Source organism: Clostridium sp. ZS2-4 (assembly GCF_026719745.1).
Taxonomy (GTDB): Bacteria; Bacillota; Clostridia; order Clostridiales; family Clostridiaceae; genus Clostridium_H.
On sequence record NZ_JAPPRQ010000015.1, the window covers coordinates 121,405 to 142,870 of the forward strand.

A 21,466-nucleotide genomic window follows, 5' to 3' on the forward strand; every position below is an offset into this window, starting at 1 on the left:
AATGTCAATTATAATAATTATTTGACAATATAGTAATTTAAAGGTATAATATAGGTGTGACGGATAGAATGCTCTTGATAGAAATAAAAAGCTATTAGAGAAACCGTTTAATTTATGATGAAAATTAAATATAACGGTCTGATAAGACTTCAAAGAAAATTTTAAAAATTAAGCTTTGAAGAAGTCAGTATAAAAAAAATGAGTTTTTTTGTGCTGACTTCTTTTTATTTTGAAGGAGGAAGATAAAATGAAAATTAAGTTTAAAAGTTTTTCATTTAAAGTAATGATGGTAGTATCCATTGTAATACTCATATTTTCTATTAGTGTAAGCGTTTTTATAAGTGATGAAATAAGTAAAATAACTGAAGATAAGGCTTACGCGGAAGCATCAAACTTAGCTTATAAATATGTTACGTTTATTAAACAAAGAATGGAAAGTACATTACAAACTACAGCTACATTAGCATCAGCAATAGATGGAATTATGGATTATGGTAATGTAGATAGAACTCAATTAGATGATGTACAGATAGCTGCTTTAAAAGGAAATAAAGATGTAAATAGTATATATGTAACTGCTGATAATAACGGTATTGATGAAAATGATGCTAAATTTGCTAGAAAAAAAGGTGAAATGAATGATGGAAGATATGTAACTTTTTTTGTAAGAAATGCAGAAAAAATTATTGATGAACCAATTGAACCAGATTTTGTACCAGGGAAACATATGGATATTATGAGAAGAGACAAGCAACCGATACTGTTTAATCCTTATTTTGATACTGTAGCTGGAAAAAAGATTTTATTTACAAGTGTATTATCACCTATAGTGCATAAAGGTAAATTTTGTGGATTAATAGGAGCAGACATAGCATTGGAATCATTTCAAAACTATATTATGGAGCTTACAAAAGATAATCCAGATATAAGTGTTAGGTTAGTTGCTTATAATGGGACTTATATTACAAATCCTAATACGGAGTTGTTAGGAAAACCAGTGTTTAAGGATAATAGTAAAGAAAAAGAACGTATTATGAGCATAATTCAACAAGGGGAAAAAAAAGAGGAATTTGTGTATTCTGAATATTTGAATGAAGAGGCATATAGAATTTATGCACCTGTTTTTGTTGGAAATGTTAAGACACCATGGTCTCTTATTGTAGATACTCCAGTATCTAAAATTAAAAAAGAAACAAACACAGTGAAAAAATATACTGTAATTATTACGATAATTTTATTAGTATTCCTTTTAACACTTATATATATTGTTTTAAATAAAGTAACTAAGCCGTTAATGAAAGTTGCTGATCATTTAAAATGTTTATCAACAGGTAATTTTACGGAAGAAATACCTGAAGAAATTATAAAAAGAAATGATGAGTTTAAAGTTTTAGGAGAATCTATTAGCAAGATGCAGTGCAATATAAAAAATATTTTAATTAAGATAAATACATCCTTTAAGGAAGTAGACGAAGCTTTTGAAGGGGTAGCACATATGGCTGAGCAATCAAATAAAACTGTGTGCGAAGTATCAAAAAATATAGATGAAATTTCAAGCAGTATAGTGGATGAATCTAAGAGTATTGAAAGTATATCAGAAAAAGCGAATAGTTTGGGAGATAAAATTAATGATTCTAATGAGCTAGTTTTTGATGTGGTTAATATTTCTTCTGACACAAGCCAATTAACTAAAGATGGAATAGAAATTATGAAATTACTAGATGTTAGAACCCAAGAAAGTAATGAAAAAACTTTAGAAATAGCAAGTGTGATACAAGATACTAATGAATATGCCAATAGTGCAGGAGAGATTATAGGATTAATTAATAGTATAGCTACACAAACTAATTTATTAGCTTTAAATGCAAGTATTGAAGCAGCTAGAGCTGGAAATGCAGGAAAAGGCTTTGCTGTTGTTGCGGAGGAAATAAGAAAATTATCAGAAGAAACATCTAAAGCAACAAATGATATAAAAGTTTTACTTGATAATATACAAGGAAAATCTAATGAAGCAACATTTACGATGAATGAATTCAGTGAAATAATAAAAGAACAAAATAAAACAATTATCAACACAAATGAAATATTTAACAGTACTTCTAAATTGCTGGAAAATTTTGTTGATAAAATTAACAAGCTAAAGGAATACACAATGGAAGTCAAAAATAACAAAGATGAAATATTAGATTCTATTTGTAATATGTCAGCAACAACTCAACAAGCAGTAGCAAATACAGAACAAATAACATCATCATCTGAAGAACAACTGGCAGGACTAGAAGAAATATGTACGTATACTGAAAGCACAAAGATTTTAATTGAAACTCTTAAAAAAGAGATTGAGAAATTTAAAGTAAGCTAAAAATAACTAGTGGCTTAATATTTGTATGAGTTCATTCAAGTTTTACTATGGAGTTCTATATATAAAATATCCTTTATTAAAAATAGAAAAAAACTTTTTAAGAATTTTTAGACTTAAAGTTCTTAAGAAGTTTTTTATTATTGGGAGTATATTTCATAATGGTATATTAATTAAAAATGGGGAAAATGTCGAAAAAAGAGGAACAATATGTATAAAAATAAGGAAAAATATGTTGAAAAATTGTGAAAAATATGGTATAAATTTATTAAATATTCAAATAATACATCACATTACAATAAAGTTAACTTATTTAATTTAAATAAGTCACTATTCGAAAGAATTATCTGAATTATTTGTGATGTGATGTTGTTTGGTTGAAAAATTTCAAAAAGGGGGCAGAGATTATATTAAAATTTTTGAAAGTATCAAATTATTTAAAGGGGTGGAAGGTATGAAAAAAGTATCTATTATATCAATTGTTGTATTTTTATTTAGTCTTATGGCTAATATGTTTTGTTTCACTAGTGTTAAAGCAGCAACAGATCCAAACTTGATGTATGATTCATTAGGGAGACCTTTGAAAACTAATACTATGTATTATTTGGCTTATGCTGCAAATGAACAAAATGCATTTGTAAGTAGTGGTAAGTTCATTAAATCAAATGGTGTAAATAAAGGAATACCAATTAAATTTCATTTAATAGATTATCCAAATTATGAAACAGAAATTCATAGCGATGATAGACTATATATCGAAATGGATGGAAAGTATTTTTATTCTAATGGTGGTCAATATGTAAAGTTAGGAAATTATAATGATAAAAAACCATTTAAAATAAATGCTAAAACTTTAGCATCTGGTTATACAAAAGAAAATGGATATTTTAATATGATTACTGATGAAGAGTGGATTATTGGTGCTAATAATCCTTTAAAACAAATGGAGGTAGTTTGGGTATATACGAGACATGATGCACCAAGTGTTGGAATTATTGATGGTTTAATTGATGCAGTTACAGATTCTGGAACTAGACGCTTTAAACAATCAGAGTGTAAGGAACATTTGAGTAAATTTGAAACTTTCCGTGTAACTCCAGTAATAACAGATGAATCTTTTGTTCAAACTTCAATGAAAGTAAATGGTAGACAGTTTGTAAGAGCAAATTATCCCAGTGGAGACATTAATGCTACAGCAACAAACGAGCATGTATCAAATTTGATAGAGCTTCGTGCTGTTGAGAGAAATTCAGATAAAGTGTGTGTTTATTTTCCAATGACAAATGCATATTTATCCTATGATTCAACTGGAAAAGCTATATGTAATTCTAATTTAGGAATGAGAGAATTATGGACATTGGTTAATTTAGGAAATGGAAAATTTGCTTTAAAGAATAAGGATGGCAAATATCTTTCTGCTGAATCAGGTAGAGGAAGAACGTTGATAGCAAATAAAACTAGAATAGGCCAATGGGAAACATTTGAAAGTGATACTGAATTTCTTTTTAATGATTGGCTAAGTCAATTTTATCCAGGAATGAATTAGAATTTAAAAAACTTCTTAAGAATTTAGAAATTTAAGTTCTTAAGAAGTTTTATTATATTTTTTTTATAATTCTTAAATCTTTTTTTATAAGTCTTTTTTCGTTGTACATTTTCTCATCAGCTGAATTTATAATGTTATCGATATATTCATTAGAATTGAATTTAAATTCCTCTATCCCATGGCTTACACTGACTATATATTTTCTGTTTTCTGTTTTATTTATTTTTTTATATTCATTAATAATTTCGTTCCAAATATTTTCTGATTGATGTTGATCTGCATTAATAAAAATTATTAGAAATTCATCTCCGCCAAGTCTTGTTATAAAGTCTGATTGTCTTAGACATTTTTTTATTCCACTAACTACACTTAAAATAAGCTCATCACCAGCTTCATGCCCCAAATTATCATTAACTTCTTTTAGTCCATTTATATCAACAAAACAAACAGATATTTTTTCACCGTATTTTATGGAATTTCGGTATATTTTATTTAGTAGTTCGAATCCTGCACGCCTATTATAAACTCCTGTCATTGCATCATACTCAGAAAAATATTTTATTCTTTTCCTTGATATCTTATTTATTGTCATCAATATGCCAAAACTTAGAGATATCATAAAGAACAATAGAAAAATAGGATTTTTACTTTTTAACACATACAAAATATTTTGGCATAAATCTATAAAAAATAGTTCACCAATTTTACTATCCTTAGGTATAAATGAAACTACGATCCAATTACCTTCACCTAACACTATTGAATTACTAACTTTACTTATTACATTACTATGTGGAATTATATTGGCATATGTATAATAACCATTTGATGTAATTATAGTACCTTGTTCATTGGTGTTTATACTATCCCACTCTTTAGAAAATTCATTTTTAAAACTTATATTTTTTTTGTTTTCATACATAAATGACCATTCTTTGGTCTTATTTTTATCGTTAAAAATCCAATATCCATTAGAATCTAATAAAAATACATTTCCTAGGCTTGTTGATGCTAGATTTTGAAAATCTTGCAACCAATTTTTTGCATAATAATTTAGAATAACAATTCCTTTCAAAGCGCCATCTTGTCCAAAAACGGGTGTGGATAATCGAAGCATGGGCTTGATTGGTTCCTCTATTTTACCATTTTCTATATTTAAGTCTAGTTTTGAAATATAAACCTGATTTTTTTTCAAGCCAATAGTATCTTTAAAATAATATCTGTCTTTCTTATTTTGGAGATTTCCTTTATTAACAGCAATTGAACCATTTTCTGAATAGTTTATCCTTACTTTTTCATTTCCTTCAAGGTCTATATAGCGTATTTGATCATAAATCTTTTTTCTATCAGAAAATGCTTTCCATTCAACTTCAATATCTTTAAAGTTATTAGCATTAAAGTTATTAAAATTTAAATTATCAGAGATATATAAAACATCTGAAATTAAGCCATCTATCTTATTTGAAAGTATATTTGTTTCTATACTTACCAAGCGTTCTTCATTTTTTGCTATTTCTGTTATCTTCACTTTATTTGTATTAAGTTGCAATAAAATTGATATTGTTAAATATGCAAGGGTTGATGTTATATATATAATCAAAGTGTACAATAATATGGTTTTTCTTTCTTTTATTAATTCGCTTATGTTCATTTTAACTCATCCCACCAATTCAAAGTTATCTATGTGTAAATTTTAGAAATTTAATTTTAATTTTCTATGCAAAACTAAAGGTGAGTTATAAAATTCTAAAACTTAAAATTCATCCATATATATAATATCATAAAATAGTGGCAAGGATGACAGGTATTTGTCGATTTGGGGTGGCAAGTAACTTTACAAGCTTCTATATTATATTATTTTTTGTTTTGTACTATTTGAAGTCTTTGTATTATCCCTTTTCTATAGTCTTCTTCAGTATGTCTGCTAGAATGAATATCTCCTACGATATTGCCATTGCTATCTATGTATATTGTAGTAGGATACATATTAACTAAATTCAATAATCTTTTCTTCAATACTTCATCAGGAATTAAAACATTAAAGTTAGCATTTGATTTTTTCATAATTTTTTGTGCAAGCTTTAAAGTATCATCATCATCACCAGCATCAACACAAATTCCTATGATGTTTGAGTTCTCAGGCAGATTAGTGTGAAGTTTTGCTATATCTGGCATTTCTTCTATACAAGGATTACACCAAGTTGTAAAAATATTTACCATAGTAATTTTATTGTTTTTAAGAATATCTGAGGTTATTTTTTCACCATTTAGATTTTTGGCTTCAAAACCAGAGATGTTTATAGTGCTAAATTTATTGTTGTATTCTGCTAGTTTTTCTTTTGTAATTACTCCTGGTTCAGATGGGCCTATGATAATTATTAGTGCAAATAACGATACAACAACTGCTAAAATTGCTAACAATATTTTTTTTATACTAAATTTCTTTTTCATTGTATAAACCTCACTTTTTTATAATTTATGATTAAATAATAAATAAAAAATTATTGTTTGTCAATAAAAATATATTCCAAAACACAAAAAGATTGAATTTCAAATAGTCATCTTAGTGACAAGCTTTTTAACTAAGGGAGAAGAACCAAGAGATAGTAACAATTTGTAAAGTAAAAAAATAGGAATGCACCTTAGGTGTCTTTATATAATCCTTATAAATGAAAAGATACTATAGGTAAGTTATTAGACGTATTGATGAATATTATAGTTTGACTTAATAATATATATATGGTAGCATATCAAAGTATTGCTTTGAGTAAAAAGTGCTCAAAGTTTTTTATTTGTAAAAGATATTGATTTTTTAGATTAAAATAAATATAAAAAACAAAAGAAGGAAGTGAATAAATGAAACAATTGAAACAAGAGTGGTTAGGAAATGCAAAAGGAGATTTATTAGCTGGTATAGTAGTATGTATGGCTTTAATACCGGAAGCTATAGGATTTTCTATAGTAGCTGGTGTTGATCCTATGGTTGGGGTATATTCTTCATTCTGTATTTCTGTAATTATTTCTATTTTTGGGGGAAGAACAGGAATGATTTCAGCTGCGGCAGGAGCTATGGCATTAGTTTTAGCAAGCTTAGTAAGAGATCATGGAATACAATATATGCTTGCAGCAACAATACTTACAGGAATTATACAAGTTATATTAGGTTATTTAAAGATAGGTAAATTACTAAAGTTTATACCAAAACCAGTTATGATAGGTTTTGTTAATGCATTAGGAATAATGATGTTTACATCACAATTACCGCATTTTAAAGGGGCTTATGTTTTATTGATTTTAGGGGGAATAGGAATTGCTATAATATATCTATTACCTAAATTAACAAAAACAATACCATCTCCAATAGTATCGATTATAGTGGTTTCAATAATTGTATTCATATTTAAAATTGATGTAGCTACTTTAGGAGATATGGGTAGAATAACAACAGATTTACCTAAATTCTTAATACCAAATGTACCATTTAATATGGAAACATTAAGAATAATATTACCTTATGCAGTGTCTCTTTCAATAGTAGGACTAGTAGAATCATTATTAACAGCACAGTTAGTTGATGATTTAACAGGTACTCCAAGTAATAAGAATAGAGAATGTGTAGGTCAAGGACTAGGTAATGTAGTGGCAGGCTTCTTCGGAGGAATTGCTGGGTGTGGTATGATTGGACAAACTGTTATCAACCAAAGCTATGGTGGAAGAGGACGACTTTCAACACTTGTTGCAGGAGTATCAATGTTAACTTCTGTAATTGTACTTAATAAATTTGTTTCTCAAATTCCAGTAGTTGCACTAGGTGCAGTTATGGTAGTTGTAGCTTTTAGTACATTTAATTGGGGATCTATTAAGAGAATAAGAAAAGTACCAATAGCGGATACAATTGTAATGATTTCAACGGTTATAGTAGTATTGCTAACTCATAATTTAGCTTATGGAGTTATAGTAGGAGTTGTTTTAAGTGCGTTATTCTTTGCGGCTAAGATATCAGAGATTAATGTTGAAAAAATAAAGCAAGATAGTAGAGTAGTGTATGTAGTTAAGGGGCAGTTATTTTTTGCATCTACATTAAAATTTATTAATAGTTTCGATTATACAGAAAATATTGATTCAGTAGATATAGATTTTTCAAAGGTAAGAATTTGGGATGAATCTGCAGTTGATGCAATAGACAAGGTAGTAATTAAATTCCATAAAAATGGAGTAAAAACTAATTTAATTGGCATGAGTGAACAATGTGTAGCATTAGTTGATAAAATAGCTATACATAATAAAGAAGGTGGATTAGAAGCGGTTGCTAGCCACTAATTAAAAATATATCACTAAGGGTCATATTGTAAGGAAAAATACAAGGAACCTGAGATGTATAAAACTTATTAAGAATTTAGGAATTTAAGTTCTTAGGAAGTTAGGAATTTACCAATTTAACAAAAACCTTCTTAAGAATTTTGGAATAAAAGTTCTTAAGAAGGTTTTTGTTATATAATTAAACAAATCAATTATGATATAATACTAATAGGTCAGATGACCTGATGAGATGTTACTAAAGTTAATTATGAACTAATGAAGTGGAGGATTATATGTATATACAAAAAGTTAAAGGAAGTACGTTTTGCATTGATACTGGAATGACATACGTACCTTTTTATAAAATTAATGATCAAGAAATAATTATGTTAGATTCAGGATGGGCACAAGAAGAGAAAGAAGGAATAGAGGCACTTCTGGAAGAAAACAACCTTAAAGTAGTTGGTATAATATGCAGTCATGCTCATGTAGATCATATAGGAAATATTAATCACTTGAAGGAGAAATATAATTGTATTATTGCTATGTCAGCTTATGAAGCTTTAGTTTGTAGTTCTAATGTTAATCTTAAGGCTTATTGTAGTAGTAGTCAGACCTTATCTGATGTAACAGATTATTTTGGACATATGGTTTGTGAAACAGACATTAAGATTTCAGACAATCAAGAAAGTGTATATGTATCTGGTATTAAATTTAAAATTTTTCATACACCAGGACATAGTCCTGCACATATATGTATTGTTACGCCTGATGATGTTGGATATGTTGCAGACGCTCTTATAAGTTATGAAGTTATGGAGAATGCAAAAATTCCGTACAGTTTTATACTTAAAAAGGATTTGGAAAGTAAAAAAAAGCTTTATGATTTTAAATGCAGCAGATATATAGTGGCGCATAAAGCCATATATGATGACATTACAAAGCTTATAACTGATAATATAGATTTCTATAAGGATAGAGCCTTACAAATATGTAATTTTATAAATAGTCCTATGACAATGGAAGATATTATAAAAAATGTTATTGAGAAATTTAATATTAGAATAGGAAGTGCGCATAAATATGCTTTAATAGAAACTATAGTAAGATTTTATGTTGAGTATTTAAAGGAAATTGGAATGATTGATTCAATTATAGAAGAAAGAATGTTAAAATACGTAAAAATGGAAGCTTATTGATTTAAGTAATGAAAATAATCATAAGGGTGTGACTTAAGATGAAAATTAGTATGAAAAACAAAGTAATTTTAATGAGAATAAGAATGTTTTTAATAGCACTAGCAGCTATTTTCATATTTTATATATTTGGTCCAGAGAATCTGATGGTTGGAATAGGGGCAGTTCTTGTAGCGGCAACTATGTTTGGAGAAGATTATACTGCTAACACAACAACTACTACTATAGTACTTGCTGTAATCAATGTCCTTATAGGAGTTTTTGCATATATTGCAGGTCTAAACTCTTTTTTTGCATTAATTTCTACATTTTTTACAAGCTTTATTGTTTACTATTTATCTAGTTACGATGCAAAACCATCAAAAAGCATTGGATTTATGCTAACCTATTTATTTTTAACATATGCTCCAGTTCCCTTAAGTGGTATGCCTAAAAGGTTAGTTGCTCTTGCATTCTCGGGAATAGTAATAATGTCGTTATATTATATTTTATCTAAGTATAATTTTAATGAGACTATAAATAAACAAATTATAAATGTTATAAATTTAATGAAAGAAGAGATAGATTCAATTTTCGATGATGAAGCAATAAATGATAAAAATAAACTCATAAATATTACGTTGAAAAACATAGAACTGAAAATATATGAAAGAATGGAGATTTCCAAAAATGACTTAGATAGTATTTACATAAAAGATGTAATAATAGTTTTATTAAAAAAAATCAATACAAATCTTCCTCTTGTAAAAAGAAAAGAAAGTAACATAGTTATACTGGAAAATATAAAAAAAATGCTTGAAGATATAAATTTATATATATCAGGTGAAGATAGTTTAGAGAAGTTAAAAGATAACTTGAAAAAGTATTATAACAACATGGAAATAGATAAAACAGAAGATGATTTATATAAGTACAAATACTATACTTTAAAAACTTCAATAGAGGAAATCTATGAATGTATAGAAGACATGGAAGATATTAAATCTATTTATGTAAATCAAAGAATTAAATTATTAGAATTGATTAAAGATAATATGTATGGGTTTAAAAATAATTTTAAAATGACTTCATTAAGATTTAATTTAGCAATAAAAGCATCCATATTAATTTCTTTATCTGCTTTTGTAGTAAATTATTTCAATATATACCAAGGCCAATGGGCTATATATACAATAGCAATAGTATTATTACCATATGCTGAACATGGTAAGAAAAAAGCTAGGGATAGGGTAATAGGCACCATTATAGGAGCTGTTTTATTTAATATAATAAACTTGTTCATAAATGGCAATGTAGTTTTGATGATAATTGTACTGCTTATATCTGCATACTTTTCAGCGTTTATAGTTAGTTATAATATAAGATGTATATTTATAACATTCAATGCTATATTAGGTGTTACAATAATGAATCCTGGCAATGCAGTTTTTATGTTATCTGGATATAGAGTACTGTTTACTTTAACAGGTGCAATTGTTGCAGCGATAATAATGACTACTTTCTTCCCTTATAAGTTAAAAGATGATATTAAAAATACCATAATAGAATATTTGGATTTAAATAAAAGAATTTTAGATGAATTAGAGGCCGATAATATAGATAAGCATAAGTTAGAGCTTATGCTGCTTACTAGTAATTATTTTTGGAGAAGACTAAATTATAATAATAAAGAATTAAAATATGATGATATTGAAAGTCTGTTAAGTGAACAAAATGACTTTATTACTGATGTAAGCTTTTTATTCAAAACAAGTAAGTACCTGGATAATAATGCTGTTTTGGTAAAATCACTAGCAAAGAAATTCAAGACAAGCATTAATGAGTGTGATTTTGAGGAAAAAGCAAGAGAGATTTTTAATTCATCAAGTAGTGATACAGAAACATTAATAGTAATAAATATGTATAAAGTTTACTTAGAAGTTAAAAACATAAATTCATTGGGTGAAAAAGTTATTGCTAATTTAAATAATTAAAAATGATAGATTACACATGGTTATAAGTTAAAAGAAGCAAAAATCAATTAGTAAGATTGAGTAGTGATAAACTTCTTAAGAATTTTTAGATTTAAAGTTCTTGAGAAGTTTTTTTATTGGTGTGCTTAGTATAGACGACATTTTTAGGTCAAAGTTGGAAACTTATCCACAAGTTATTAACAATCTGTGGATTAAATGGTAAAAATATACAAAAACAGCTTGTAGAAAGGAAAAATACTATAGTATGGATTTCTCAAATATACAAAGAGTAATTTGGAAATTAATAAGTCACAGTAATATTAAGGTATAAGTGAAAAACTGCTGAAAAAAGTGGTTTTTTCAGCAGTTTTTACTATTCTCTATCTTGTAAGGCATCTCTGCCTTCTTCTCCAGTTCTTACACGTATAACATTGGATATATCATATATAAATATTTTTCCATCGCCAATTTCACCAGTTTTAAGTACCTTTTTTGTAGTTTCTATAACTAAATCTATAGGAACTTCACAAACTACAATTTCTACTTTTACTTTAGGCAGCAAGTTAATATCAACAGGTACGCCGCGATAATATTCTGTATATCCCTTTTGAGTTCCGCAGCCTAAAACCTTAGAAACAGTCATACCTGTAATTCCTATATCTTTTAGTGCGTCTTTTAACTCTTCAAACTTATTTGGACGGGTAATAATATCAATTTTAGTTATTTTTTCATTCATATATATGCCCCCTTTTGTATTTGAATATATTATGCATATAATAGCATATAATAAACACAAAATCCATATATAATAATATCTAAAGCAGAAGGAACTGTTTCAAAATAAAAGAATAGCAAAATATATTGAGTGATTTTTACATTAAAACTTTAATATATTTTGCATGAAATTTGTTTTGAGACAAGCCCCGTTACAGTTTAAAAATTATAGATTTAGATTAGTATAAGCTTCTTCCCCATGTAATGCAATATCTAATCCTATACTTTCTTCTTGTTCATCTGTTCTTAATTTTGTAAATAAGCTAATGAACTTTAATATTAAGAATGTTACTACGGCTGCATAAAGTGCACAAGATACAGCTGATATTAAATGAACCTTCAGTAATCCCCAATTACCATATAAAACTCCATTTTCACCAGCAGGATTTATTGCTTTACTAGCAAATATTGCAGTAGCAATAGAACCCCAAATACCTGAAATTCCATGACATCCAAAGGCATCTAAAGCATCATCATAGCCAAGCTTTGATTTCATAACAACTATGGCAAAGAAGCTCACGATTCCCGCTACAAGACCAATAATTATAGCAGACATAGGACTTACATATCCTGCACCTTGTGTAATAGCAACAAGTCCTGCTATTGCTCCACTTATTGTTCCTAATGCTGTTGGTTTTTTATGAATTATCCATTCACAAGCAGCCCATGAAATAGCTCCTGCTGCAGCAGAAGTATTAGTAGTTAAAAAAGCATTGATTGCAACTCCATTCATTGCTAGTGCACTTCCTGCATTGAAACCAAACCAGCCGAACCAAAGTATTCCTCCTCCTAAAATTGCCATAGGAATATGATGAGGTGATGGAGTTGTTTTCTTTCTTTTTCCTAACATTAATGCGGCTACCAGTCCAGAAATTCCTGAGTTAATTTCTACTACATTTCCACCAGCAAAATCTAAAACTCCTAATTTCTTTAACCAGCCTATATTGTTTCCAGCACCGCCCCATACCCAATGAGCAATAGGATCATATACCAATGTGCTCCATAAAAGAATAAAAATTAAGAATGCTGGAAATCTCATACGTTCTGCAAAAGACCCTGATATAACAGCAGCAGTTATAATAGCAAACATCATTTGAAAAATAACAAATAATAAATGTGGAATTGTACTTGAATAAGCTGTATTAGCTTGCATTCCGACATTTTGCAAGAAAGACCAGTCTAATCCCCCAATAAAGCCTTTTACATCTGGTCCAAAAGCTAAAGTATACCCTATAAATATCCATTGAATAGAAACAATTATCATTGCAGCATAACTGTGCATAGTGGTACTTAACACATTTTTACTCTTTACCATTCCACCATAGAATAATGCCAAGCCAGGCACCATTAACATTACTAATGCTGCAGAAAAAACTACGAATGACATATCTGCACCGTTTAGTCCATTCATTTATTATTCCTCCCCCATATAAAAAATTCACCGTTTCATTTTAATTGATGGTTAACAATTTATCATTAAAATAAAATCTTTAATGTTTACAATGTATATAATACTACTGATTTATTAACAGTTTGTCAATAAAATTCGACAAAAAATTTAAAATTAACAATAAAACACTTGCGTTTTGTGTAAGTTTAAAAATTCATTAGATTAAATTTATCTATGATAAATGCAAAAATAATTGAATTTGTGGTAGGAGTTAGGTTTATGGAAAAAGCTATAGAACAAACTGGATTATGGTATAATAAAGTGAATTTTAATCCATGCTATAGATTTAGGAATAGGGGGAAGAAATATGATTTTAATTAAAAATGCTAATATATATACCATGGCCGTGGAAAATTACGAAAATGGAATGATATTAATTGAAGATGGAAAAATAAAGGATATTGGAGTTAATATAGATATTTCTGAAAATGTTGAAGTTATTGATATGAAAGGGAAGTTCCTTATGCCGGGAATGATAGATGCACACTGTCATCTTGGTATGTGGGAAGATGGAATGGGATTTGAAGGTGCTGATGGAAATGAGATTGTTGATCCAGTTACACCTCATTTAAGAGCCATAGATGCTATAAATCCTATGGATGTATGTTTTAAAGATGCCTTAGAAGGAGGAATAACAACTGTAGCAACAGGACCAGGCAGCGCTAATGTTATAGGAGGACAATTTGCAGTTATCAAAACGTATGGTGATAGAATTGACGATATGATATTAGAGCAGTGTGCCGCTATGAAGTGTGCTTTTGGAGAGAATCCTAAGAGATGCTATAACAATTTAAAGAAAAGTCCAAGTACAAGAATGGCAACAGCAGCCATATTAAGGGAAAGTCTGATTAAAGCACAAAGATATGTTGAAAAACAGGAAAAGGCGAATAATGGGGGAGACAAGGCCCCAGAATTTGATATGAAAATGGAGGCTCTTTCAAAGGTTATAAGGAAGGAAATTCCTTTAAAAGCACATGCACACAGAGCTGACGATATTTTAACAGCTCTTAGAATTGCTAAGGAATTTGATGTTGATATTACTCTTGATCACTGTACAGAAGGACATCTTATAGGTGATTATCTAAAAGAGGGTTATCAAAAGGGAATTATTATAGGGCCAACATTATCTAACAGATCAAAGGTAGAGCTTAGAAATCTTACTTTTGAAACATCTGGAATACTTAAAGATAAAGGAATTAAAGTTGCTATAATGACAGACCATCCTGTAATTCCTCTGCAATACCTGCCAGTTTGTGCAGCTATTGCAGCAAGAGAAGGATTAGGGGAGGAAGAAGCACTTAGAGCTATAACTATTAATCCTGCTGAAATTCTTGGAATAGATGGCAGAGTAGGAAGTTTGGAAAAGGGAAAAGATGCAGATATAGTTGCTTTTACTGGTCATCCATTTGACTTAAGAAGTAAGGTTGAAATGGTGATGATAAATGGGAAAATAGTGAAAAAGCCAGAAGTATAAAATTAGAGAAGTTATGTGGATATCCACATAACTTCTCTAGTTTATTTAACTATATAATTTTTTTCATATGCATCTTTTAATGCATTATAATTTACTTTAACTGATTTAACATTTTTAACAAGGATTAAACCATTGTATTTAGGTACTTTTACATTTATTTTATCATTTGAAACAATATATTCTTTACCTGTTAAAATATCAGTTAATTTTGTACCATTTTTAATATCTTTATCAACTTTAATATTTAATGTTTTATCTATATTTGCTCTATTGACACAAACTACTGAGATGTTACTGCTATCTTTTCTTATATAAGATAACACATCTGAATCTTCTGTATTAATAAAGTCTATACTTCCTGTTCTTAAGACTTTATAAGCGTGTCTTATATTTCCAAGTTTAGCATACCACTCTACTAACTCCTTGTTACCTTTTCCCCAAATCATGCCGCGGCGATTATCTGGATCATCAGCGCCTGGTGCACCTGCTTCATCACCATAATAAGTACATGGTGCTCCAGGGTATGTCATTTGGATTAATGGTATAAGTTTCATTTTTTCAAAGGCTTCTTTTGAAGGTGCCTTTGCTATAGCTGCTTCACTTTTTTTATAGCCATCCAAAGCTGAAATTGCTCTTTGAGTATCATGAGAACCAACTAAATTCAACATAACTTCAAAAGCTTCTTTTGGATACTGTTCTCTTACTGTTTCTAAGATATTTACCACCTCATCTGAAGTAATGTCTTTTCCGTTAACAAAGCCTAAAACAGCATCTCTAAATCTGTAATTCATAACTGAATCGTACATATCTCCTAATAAATATTCACTAGCATCATTCCAAATTTCGCCTATTAGAACATTATCGCCTTCTTCTTTTGCTGCTTTTCTAAAGTTTCTCCAAGTTTCTTTTGAAACTTCGTTTGCAACATCTAATCTCCATCCACTGGTACCTTTTTTCAACCAATATCTTGAATTTGCATCTTTTCCATCTATTATTTCATCTGACCATGATTTAAGGTTATATTCTGAGCCGTCTATAGATTTTATAACTGGCATAGAATCATATCCCCACCAGCCTTCATATTTGTAATGTTCAGTTGATTTGCCTTTATCAATTTTTTCATTTTCAACTACAAACCAGTCCTTATAATGCAAGTCTGTAATTCCTTTATTTTCAAAATATTTAACTGTTTCTTCTTCAGCTTTTTTCTGAGTATAACCTTTTTCATTCATAAGATTATACACTTTAGCCCAGTATTGATAAGCACCTAAAGGTTTTCCTTTTTTAACAAATTTACCATATCTGTCAAAATAAATAGAGTCATCTGATACATGATTAAATACACCATCTAAAACTATTTTAATATTTCTTTTTTTTGCTTCTTTAACAAGACTTTCGAAGTCTTTCATATCTCCAAGAAGAGGATCTATGGTCCTGTAATCAGTTGTATCATATCTATGATTGGAAACTGAATGTGCAATTGGATTCAAATAAAGAACATTTACTCCTAAAGTCTTTAAATAATCTAATTTTTTTTCGATTCCTTTTAAATCTCCACCGTACATTTCATCAGAATATTCACCATCACCTTTTGTACCGCTATAATCCGGATTTTCTTCTAACTTTGGATTTTCAGGTATAGAATACCAGTCTTTATAAAATTCATATTTTAATGGACCTCTTGAATATTTTTGAGCCTCATCATTTCTTTTATCTCCGTTGAAAAATCTATCCGGGAAAATTTGATAAACAATTCCATTCTTCATCCAGTCAGGAGTTTTAAAATCTTTTTTATATACATTAAAGGTATAATCTTTAGTTGTACCTAAATCGCCCGCTTTCCCAGAACCTAAATAACCATCGTCATCTCCATAAATTTTCACTTGTGAACCATTAGAAAGCATAAAATAATATTTATTAATACCTATTTTTTTAGGAGTATATTTAACAGTCCATTTGTCAAATTTATTATTTTTATCATAATCGAATTTACCGTTTTTAGTCATATTAATAACTTCTTTACCCTCTGGTCCAATAACTACAAATTTTGCAGTAGTTACATCATCTTTTCTAGTTTGAAGATTAAAGGTTACTTCAGTTCCTTCTTTTACAGCACCATAAGGTTTTTTATATTCTTCCATTCTGGAATTATAATATATGTCTTGTGTTTGTATATCTTTTTCGGAAGCATTGCAAAATACTGTTTCTGTTTCAGGATGAAAACTAAATTTAATTAACTTATCTGTATTTAATTTAAAAGCATTTACAGTATAACTTTTACCTTTAAACTTTACTTTTATATTTTTATAATCTCCTTTTTTGAGATTAACAGAAGCACTATAAATATTTACCAAACCTTCATCTTTTAACTTTATAGAGGTTTCACTTATTCCTGCTAGATAAATATCTAGCTTTTTATAACTTAAAGAATCTCTTACCATGTGGGTAGCATCACTATACCAAAATGTAATGTCCTGTTTTTTATCAACATCTAATTTGATATTTTCTCCACCTTTTATACCGTCAGCACCATAATTTTCTGGATCCCAAGATCCCATAGCCACTTTATATTGATAACTTCCTGCAGGTATGTCTTTTAAAGTCAAACTGTACATTCCATTGCCGTCATATTTAAATCTAGTTTTTTCTGATGCTGGATTCCAGTTTGTTTCGCCTACTAAGTTCTGAAGTGATCCTGCCAAAACAACCTTTCTTTCTTCAAATTTTTTAAAGTCAGTATTTGCGGCAATCGTTTGCACAGAAGCCTTTAGTGAATCCTTAGATTGTACTTCCAAACTAGTAAACTGTTTTAAATTATTACTTTTGTTTTCAAAGCCATATGTAGGTATAATTGAAACAGATGACACAATCACTGCAATAGCAGCACTAGATAGTACTCTTGATACTTTCTTTTGGTTATTCATAGTAAATCCCCCTCTATATTCAATTAATGCAAACGTTTTACTTAATTATATAGAAAAAAATGGACAATGTTAATATATGGACATTGTTGTTTTTTTACATAAGGGGGCGTTAAGTGCACATTGCTCAAATATCCTTTGATTTTTTTATGAATGCTACGTTATTTATCATTAACTTATTTTTAAAATGAAAGGAGGTACATATGGGTATTCCATAATCAATACTAATTGACCACATAGTATCACCTGATTTAACACTATGAGTTATATAAGAAATAGTAGGGTCACTGCTGTCTACATTAGCAGTTAATTTTAGCATTTGACCGACATAAAGAGTATCAGTAGTTAAATTATTTTTTATTGAATTTAGTTTTTTAATGTAGCTGAATATTAAAAAAAATTAAAAATATAACAAAAGATATTAATAAAGTAGGAATTTGTAATAAAATGTTGAAATTTGAATAAAAATGTATGTATAATATATTTGATAATATAATAAATGATATGTAAGAGGCGGATTTTTATGTATAGATATAAGTTAAGTAGCATTTATAAAGCAGATAAATTATCAAATGAAGATATAATATGGAATATATGCATAATATATATAACTATAAAAAATTAAAATTGATTAATCTAAATTTCAATAGGCGTAAATTTTTTCGCTTAGAACTTAGAAATACAGAATATTCAAAGCTAAGCATAGTAGAGATTAATGGCAAAAAAATTGAGACTAAATATGCAAATATAAGAATTAAGGATATAGGACCTTCAGGATTAGCATTTATATCTAAGTTAGACTTTCCTAACGATGAAAATATTTTATTTAAATTTGTTACTAAAATACTAAACAAAACTATAGAAGTAAAAGGTAATATTGTACGAAAAAATAAATATGAAGATAGTGTGATTTTTCAATATGGAGTAAAATTTAAATTAGATAAAAACGAGGAAATTAGATACCAAGAGTTATTAAAGAATATATTAATCGAATCAAGAAGGCTTAATAAATATAATTATTATTATACTCCTTTAAACAAATTACAAATATAAGTAGTTAGCATGATGATAAGAGAGATAAATAATGAATCAATATATTAATTATTTTAAAATATTAACTGATAGTTTTTATTATTTTCCAAAGGAAGGTTTAAAAATATATACAAATTTAACATAAAATAAGACCATATTTAACTTAAATGGAATATAATAGTATTAAAGAGAAAAAAGGATGTGGTTTATTGATAATTTTAATTGATAGTGATTACTGCATAAAGAAAAGTAAACGTGCATATGTAGTAATAAATTTGAAAGGAGATTATAAAAATCACAGTCACTTTAAGAATGCTGAATCAGCGAAGAAATGTATATATTTAACTAAAAACAAAATAGTTCCAAAATCAATCTATATGATGGTAGCATGCATAAGATTATCTACCGACGAGTTATATATAAAAAAAATACAAAAGGTTAAAGAAGTAAAAGAAAATAAGCAAAAGATTAAATATAAAAACAGAAGGACATCAAGAAATAGTTATGCTTTGGCATAACTATTTTTGATTAGGAGGATATTTAATTTATAAAAATTACAAACTTTCCCCAGTAGGTAAGTTGCAATTACATAAGAGTACCATATATATGTAAAATTTAAGTGAAAAATGTAGTTTTGTGATGAAAAAAAAGTTATAATAAAATAAAACTCTTTTGCTAATGAAAGCAAGCTTTTATAAATTTATAATATGAGGGGGAGTATAGTAGTGAAAAGTATAAAAAATAAGCTTATATTGATTTTTTGTAGTCTATTTATCATAGGATGTATTACAATAGGATTTTTTGGCTTTTCTAAGGCTTCCAGTGGAATGCAGGAAATTGAACAAGAAATATTAACCATGAAACTTTCAGCTGATATTAATGTGGTTAATAAATATGTTAAAGATTATTTTGGAAGTTTGAGTTTAAAGAATGGTAAGTTTGTAGATGAAAAAGGAAATACCATAGAAGAACATTATGAGATGGTAGATGCAATAAAAAATGACTTGGGTGATGTTGCTACTATATTTTCAAAAAGTGATGATGATTTTGTAAGAGTTATTACTAATATAAAAAAAGAAGATGGAAGTAGGGCTGTTGGAACCTTATTGGGAAAAGATAGTGAAGCATATTCCAGTATATCTAGTGGAAAACAATACATAGGACAGGCTACTATATTAAATAAGTCTTATTTGACTGTCTATGACCCTATAAAGGATTCGGAAGGCAAGGTCACAGGTATTCTATTTGTTGGTATTTCTATGTCAGATATTGAAGCTCTAATACAGGATAATTTGAATAGGATAAGAAGTATATTTCTATTGGTTACAATCAGTGTAGTCCTAATTGCTGGAATAGTTACTTATTTTGTTAGCAATAGTATTGTTAATCCTCTTAAATTAGCAGTAGCTCATACTAATGAAATTGCAAACTACAATATTTCAACAGATGTGCCTGCTGCATTTATGTGTAGAAAAGATGAAATCGGTGATTTGGCAAGAGGAATACAAGCTATTGAGGAGAACTTGAGAAAAATAATAAGACAAGTGAATGATGCATCTGAGAAGATGACATCTTCCTCAGAAGAACTTACAGCAACTTCACAACAATCAGCTACGGCTGCAGAAGAAGTAGCAAAAACAATTAGTGATATAGCACAAGGTGCAACAGATCAGGCACAAAGTACAACTGAAGGATTAGAAAAACTGATGGAGTTAGGAGAACTCATTGAAGAGGAGAAATATAATTTAAGACAAGTAACTCAATCATCAGATGAAGTAAGAGAATTAGTGAATTATGGTCTTAATATTATTAATAATCTTTCAGAAAAGACAAAAGAGAGCAGCAAAGCTACAGATGAAGTTTATAATAGCATTATAAAAACAAATGAAAGTTCTAATAAAATTAGCGAAGCAAGCAATCTTATTTTCTCGATAGCAGAGCAAACAAATTTATTAGCATTGAATGCTGCAATAGAAGCAGCAAGAGCAGGTGAACATGGGAAAGGATTTGCAGTTGTAGCAGACGAAATCGGAAAACTTGCAGAGCAATCAACTAATTCAACAAAGGTTATTGATGAAATGGTTAAAACTCTTCAAAATAATGCCTCAGTGGCTGTAAGAACAATGGATCAGGTTGAAGGAATTTTAAAAGAACAAGTACAAAATGTTAAAACAACTGAAGAAAAGTATAAAGAAATTGCAGAAGCAATGGAGAAATCAGAAAAATCAGTAGAAGTGCTAAATGAATCGGGACTTAAAATGGAACAAAAGAAAAACGAAGTATATACTACAATTGAAACATTGTCAGCAGTAGCACAGGAAAATGCAGCAGGTACAGAAGAAACATCTGCTTCTATGGAAGAGCAGTCTGCTTCAATTGAAGAAATTGCTAATACAAGTGAAGAACTATCACAGCTTGCTCAAGTTTTACAGGAATTAATAAATCGCTTTAATATTTAGATTT

Annotated in this window: 15 protein-coding genes; 9 read left to right on the plus strand and 6 right to left on the minus strand. The window is 28.6% G+C overall.

The window, feature by feature from the left end; all coding sequences use genetic code 11:
* The first annotated feature begins 247 nt into the window (after window positions 1-247).
* On the plus strand, window positions 248-2,362 hold the full coding sequence (locus OIO11_RS03170; protein WP_268069910.1) for a methyl-accepting chemotaxis protein: 2,115 nt from the start codon (window positions 248-250) through the stop codon (window positions 2,360-2,362).
* A 451-nt stretch (window positions 2,363-2,813) separates the two neighbouring features.
* Window positions 2,814-3,905: a fascin domain-containing protein gene (locus tag OIO11_RS03175; RefSeq protein ID WP_268069911.1), complete on the plus strand. Its 1,092-nt coding sequence runs from the start codon at window positions 2,814-2,816 to the stop codon at window positions 3,903-3,905.
* A gap of 52 nt (window positions 3,906-3,957) precedes the next feature.
* Here OIO11_RS03175 and OIO11_RS03180 read toward each other — a convergent pair whose 3' ends face one another.
* Together OIO11_RS03180 and OIO11_RS03185 are read right to left on the minus strand one after the other, a co-directional pair.
* Complete coding sequence (locus OIO11_RS03180; RefSeq protein ID WP_268069912.1) at window positions 3,958-5,556, minus strand: sensor domain-containing diguanylate cyclase; 1,599 nt, start codon at window positions 5,554-5,556, stop codon at window positions 3,958-3,960.
* 203 nt (window positions 5,557-5,759) lie between these two features.
* Entirely contained in the window at window positions 5,760-6,356 is a 597-nt protein-coding gene (locus OIO11_RS03185) for a TlpA family protein disulfide reductase (RefSeq protein WP_268069913.1), read from the minus strand.
* 405 nt (window positions 6,357-6,761) lie between these two features.
* Between OIO11_RS03185 and OIO11_RS03190 the strand changes: the two genes are divergently transcribed.
* From OIO11_RS03190 to OIO11_RS03200, 3 genes are all read left to right on the plus strand, one after another.
* On the plus strand, window positions 6,762-8,225 hold the full coding sequence (locus OIO11_RS03190; protein ID WP_268069914.1) for a SulP family inorganic anion transporter: 1,464 nt from the start codon (window positions 6,762-6,764) through the stop codon (window positions 8,223-8,225).
* 272 nt (window positions 8,226-8,497) lie between these two features.
* On the plus strand, window positions 8,498-9,403 hold the full coding sequence (locus OIO11_RS03195) for an MBL fold metallo-hydrolase (protein ID WP_268069915.1): 906 nt from the start codon (window positions 8,498-8,500) through the stop codon (window positions 9,401-9,403).
* A gap of 38 nt (window positions 9,404-9,441) precedes the next feature.
* Entirely contained in the window at window positions 9,442-11,373 is a 1,932-nt protein-coding gene (locus tag OIO11_RS03200) for an FUSC family protein (RefSeq protein ID WP_268069916.1), read from the plus strand.
* A gap of 352 nt (window positions 11,374-11,725) precedes the next feature.
* Here the strand turns inward: OIO11_RS03200 and OIO11_RS03205 are convergent, their stop codons facing one another.
* Window positions 11,726-12,088 carry a P-II family nitrogen regulator gene (locus tag OIO11_RS03205; RefSeq protein WP_326497911.1) on the minus strand — a complete coding sequence of 121 codons (363 nt, stop codon included), beginning with the start codon at window positions 12,086-12,088 and terminating at the stop codon, window positions 11,726-11,728.
* Window positions 12,089-12,292: 204 nt separating this feature from the next.
* The gene (locus OIO11_RS03210; protein ID WP_268069917.1) at window positions 12,293-13,537 is read right to left on the minus strand and encodes an ammonium transporter; all 1,245 of its coding nucleotides are present in this window, start codon (window positions 13,535-13,537) and stop codon (window positions 12,293-12,295) included.
* Window positions 13,538-13,883: 346 nt separating this feature from the next.
* Here OIO11_RS03210 and OIO11_RS03215 point away from each other — a divergent pair, with 346 nt between their 5' ends.
* Window positions 13,884-15,050, plus strand: coding sequence for an amidohydrolase (locus tag OIO11_RS03215; RefSeq protein ID WP_268069918.1), 1,167 nt, complete (start codon window positions 13,884-13,886; stop codon window positions 15,048-15,050).
* 41 nt (window positions 15,051-15,091) lie between these two features.
* Here the strand turns inward: OIO11_RS03215 and OIO11_RS03220 are convergent, their stop codons facing one another.
* Window positions 15,092-17,974 (minus strand): alpha-amylase family glycosyl hydrolase, encoded by a 2,883-nt coding sequence (locus OIO11_RS03220; RefSeq protein WP_268069919.1) that lies wholly within the window; start codon window positions 17,972-17,974, stop codon window positions 15,092-15,094.
* A 124-nt stretch (window positions 17,975-18,098) separates the two neighbouring features.
* Window positions 18,099-18,290: a LysM peptidoglycan-binding domain-containing protein gene (locus tag OIO11_RS03225; RefSeq protein WP_268069920.1), complete on the minus strand. Its 192-nt coding sequence runs from the start codon at window positions 18,288-18,290 to the stop codon at window positions 18,099-18,101.
* 266 nt (window positions 18,291-18,556) lie between these two features.
* On the opposite strand from OIO11_RS03225, the gene OIO11_RS03230 reads away from it, so the two are divergent.
* The 3 genes from OIO11_RS03230 to OIO11_RS03240 all read left to right on the plus strand — a co-directional run bounded on the left by OIO11_RS03230 (window position 18,557) and on the right by OIO11_RS03240 (window position 21,462).
* A complete protein-coding gene (locus tag OIO11_RS03230; RefSeq protein WP_268069921.1) occupies window positions 18,557-19,024 on the plus strand; it encodes a PilZ domain-containing protein in 468 nt (155 codons plus the stop codon).
* A gap of 146 nt (window positions 19,025-19,170) precedes the next feature.
* Window positions 19,171-19,521 carry a hypothetical protein gene (locus OIO11_RS03235; protein ID WP_268069922.1) on the plus strand — a complete coding sequence of 117 codons (351 nt, stop codon included), beginning with the start codon at window positions 19,171-19,173 and terminating at the stop codon, window positions 19,519-19,521.
* 207 nt (window positions 19,522-19,728) lie between these two features.
* On the plus strand, window positions 19,729-21,462 hold the full coding sequence (locus tag OIO11_RS03240; protein ID WP_268069923.1) for a methyl-accepting chemotaxis protein: 1,734 nt from the start codon (window positions 19,729-19,731) through the stop codon (window positions 21,460-21,462).
* Window positions 21,463-21,466: the final 4 nt, after the last annotated feature.

Coding starts and splice junctions, on each gene's coding strand:
- OIO11_RS03235 (WP_268069922.1), top strand. CDS start 19,171: ATGGAATATAATAGTATTAAAGAGAAAAAAGGATGTGGTTTATTGATA.
- OIO11_RS03200 (WP_268069916.1), top strand. CDS start 9,442: ATGAAAATTAGTATGAAAAACAAAGTAATTTTAATGAGAATAAGAATG.
- OIO11_RS03185 (WP_268069913.1), bottom strand. CDS start 6,356: ATGAAAAAGAAATTTAGTATAAAAAAAATATTGTTAGCAATTTTAGCA.
- OIO11_RS03180 (WP_268069912.1), bottom strand. CDS start 5,556: ATGAACATAAGCGAATTAATAAAAGAAAGAAAAACCATATTATTGTAC.
- OIO11_RS03170 (WP_268069910.1), top strand. CDS start 248: ATGAAAATTAAGTTTAAAAGTTTTTCATTTAAAGTAATGATGGTAGTA.
- OIO11_RS03190 (WP_268069914.1), top strand. CDS start 6,762: ATGAAACAATTGAAACAAGAGTGGTTAGGAAATGCAAAAGGAGATTTA.
- OIO11_RS03225 (WP_268069920.1), bottom strand. CDS start 18,290: ATGCTAAAATTAACTGCTAATGTAGACAGCAGTGACCCTACTATTTCT.
- OIO11_RS03230 (WP_268069921.1), top strand. CDS start 18,557: ATGGAATATATGCATAATATATATAACTATAAAAAATTAAAATTGATT.
- OIO11_RS03175 (WP_268069911.1), top strand. CDS start 2,814: ATGAAAAAAGTATCTATTATATCAATTGTTGTATTTTTATTTAGTCTT.
- OIO11_RS03195 (WP_268069915.1), top strand. CDS start 8,498: ATGTATATACAAAAAGTTAAAGGAAGTACGTTTTGCATTGATACTGGA.
- OIO11_RS03215 (WP_268069918.1), top strand. CDS start 13,884: ATGATTTTAATTAAAAATGCTAATATATATACCATGGCCGTGGAAAAT.
- OIO11_RS03220 (WP_268069919.1), bottom strand. CDS start 17,974: ATGAATAACCAAAAGAAAGTATCAAGAGTACTATCTAGTGCTGCTATT.
- OIO11_RS03210 (WP_268069917.1), bottom strand. CDS start 13,537: ATGAATGGACTAAACGGTGCAGATATGTCATTCGTAGTTTTTTCTGCA.
- OIO11_RS03205 (WP_326497911.1), bottom strand. CDS start 12,088: ATGAATGAAAAAATAACTAAAATTGATATTATTACCCGTCCAAATAAG.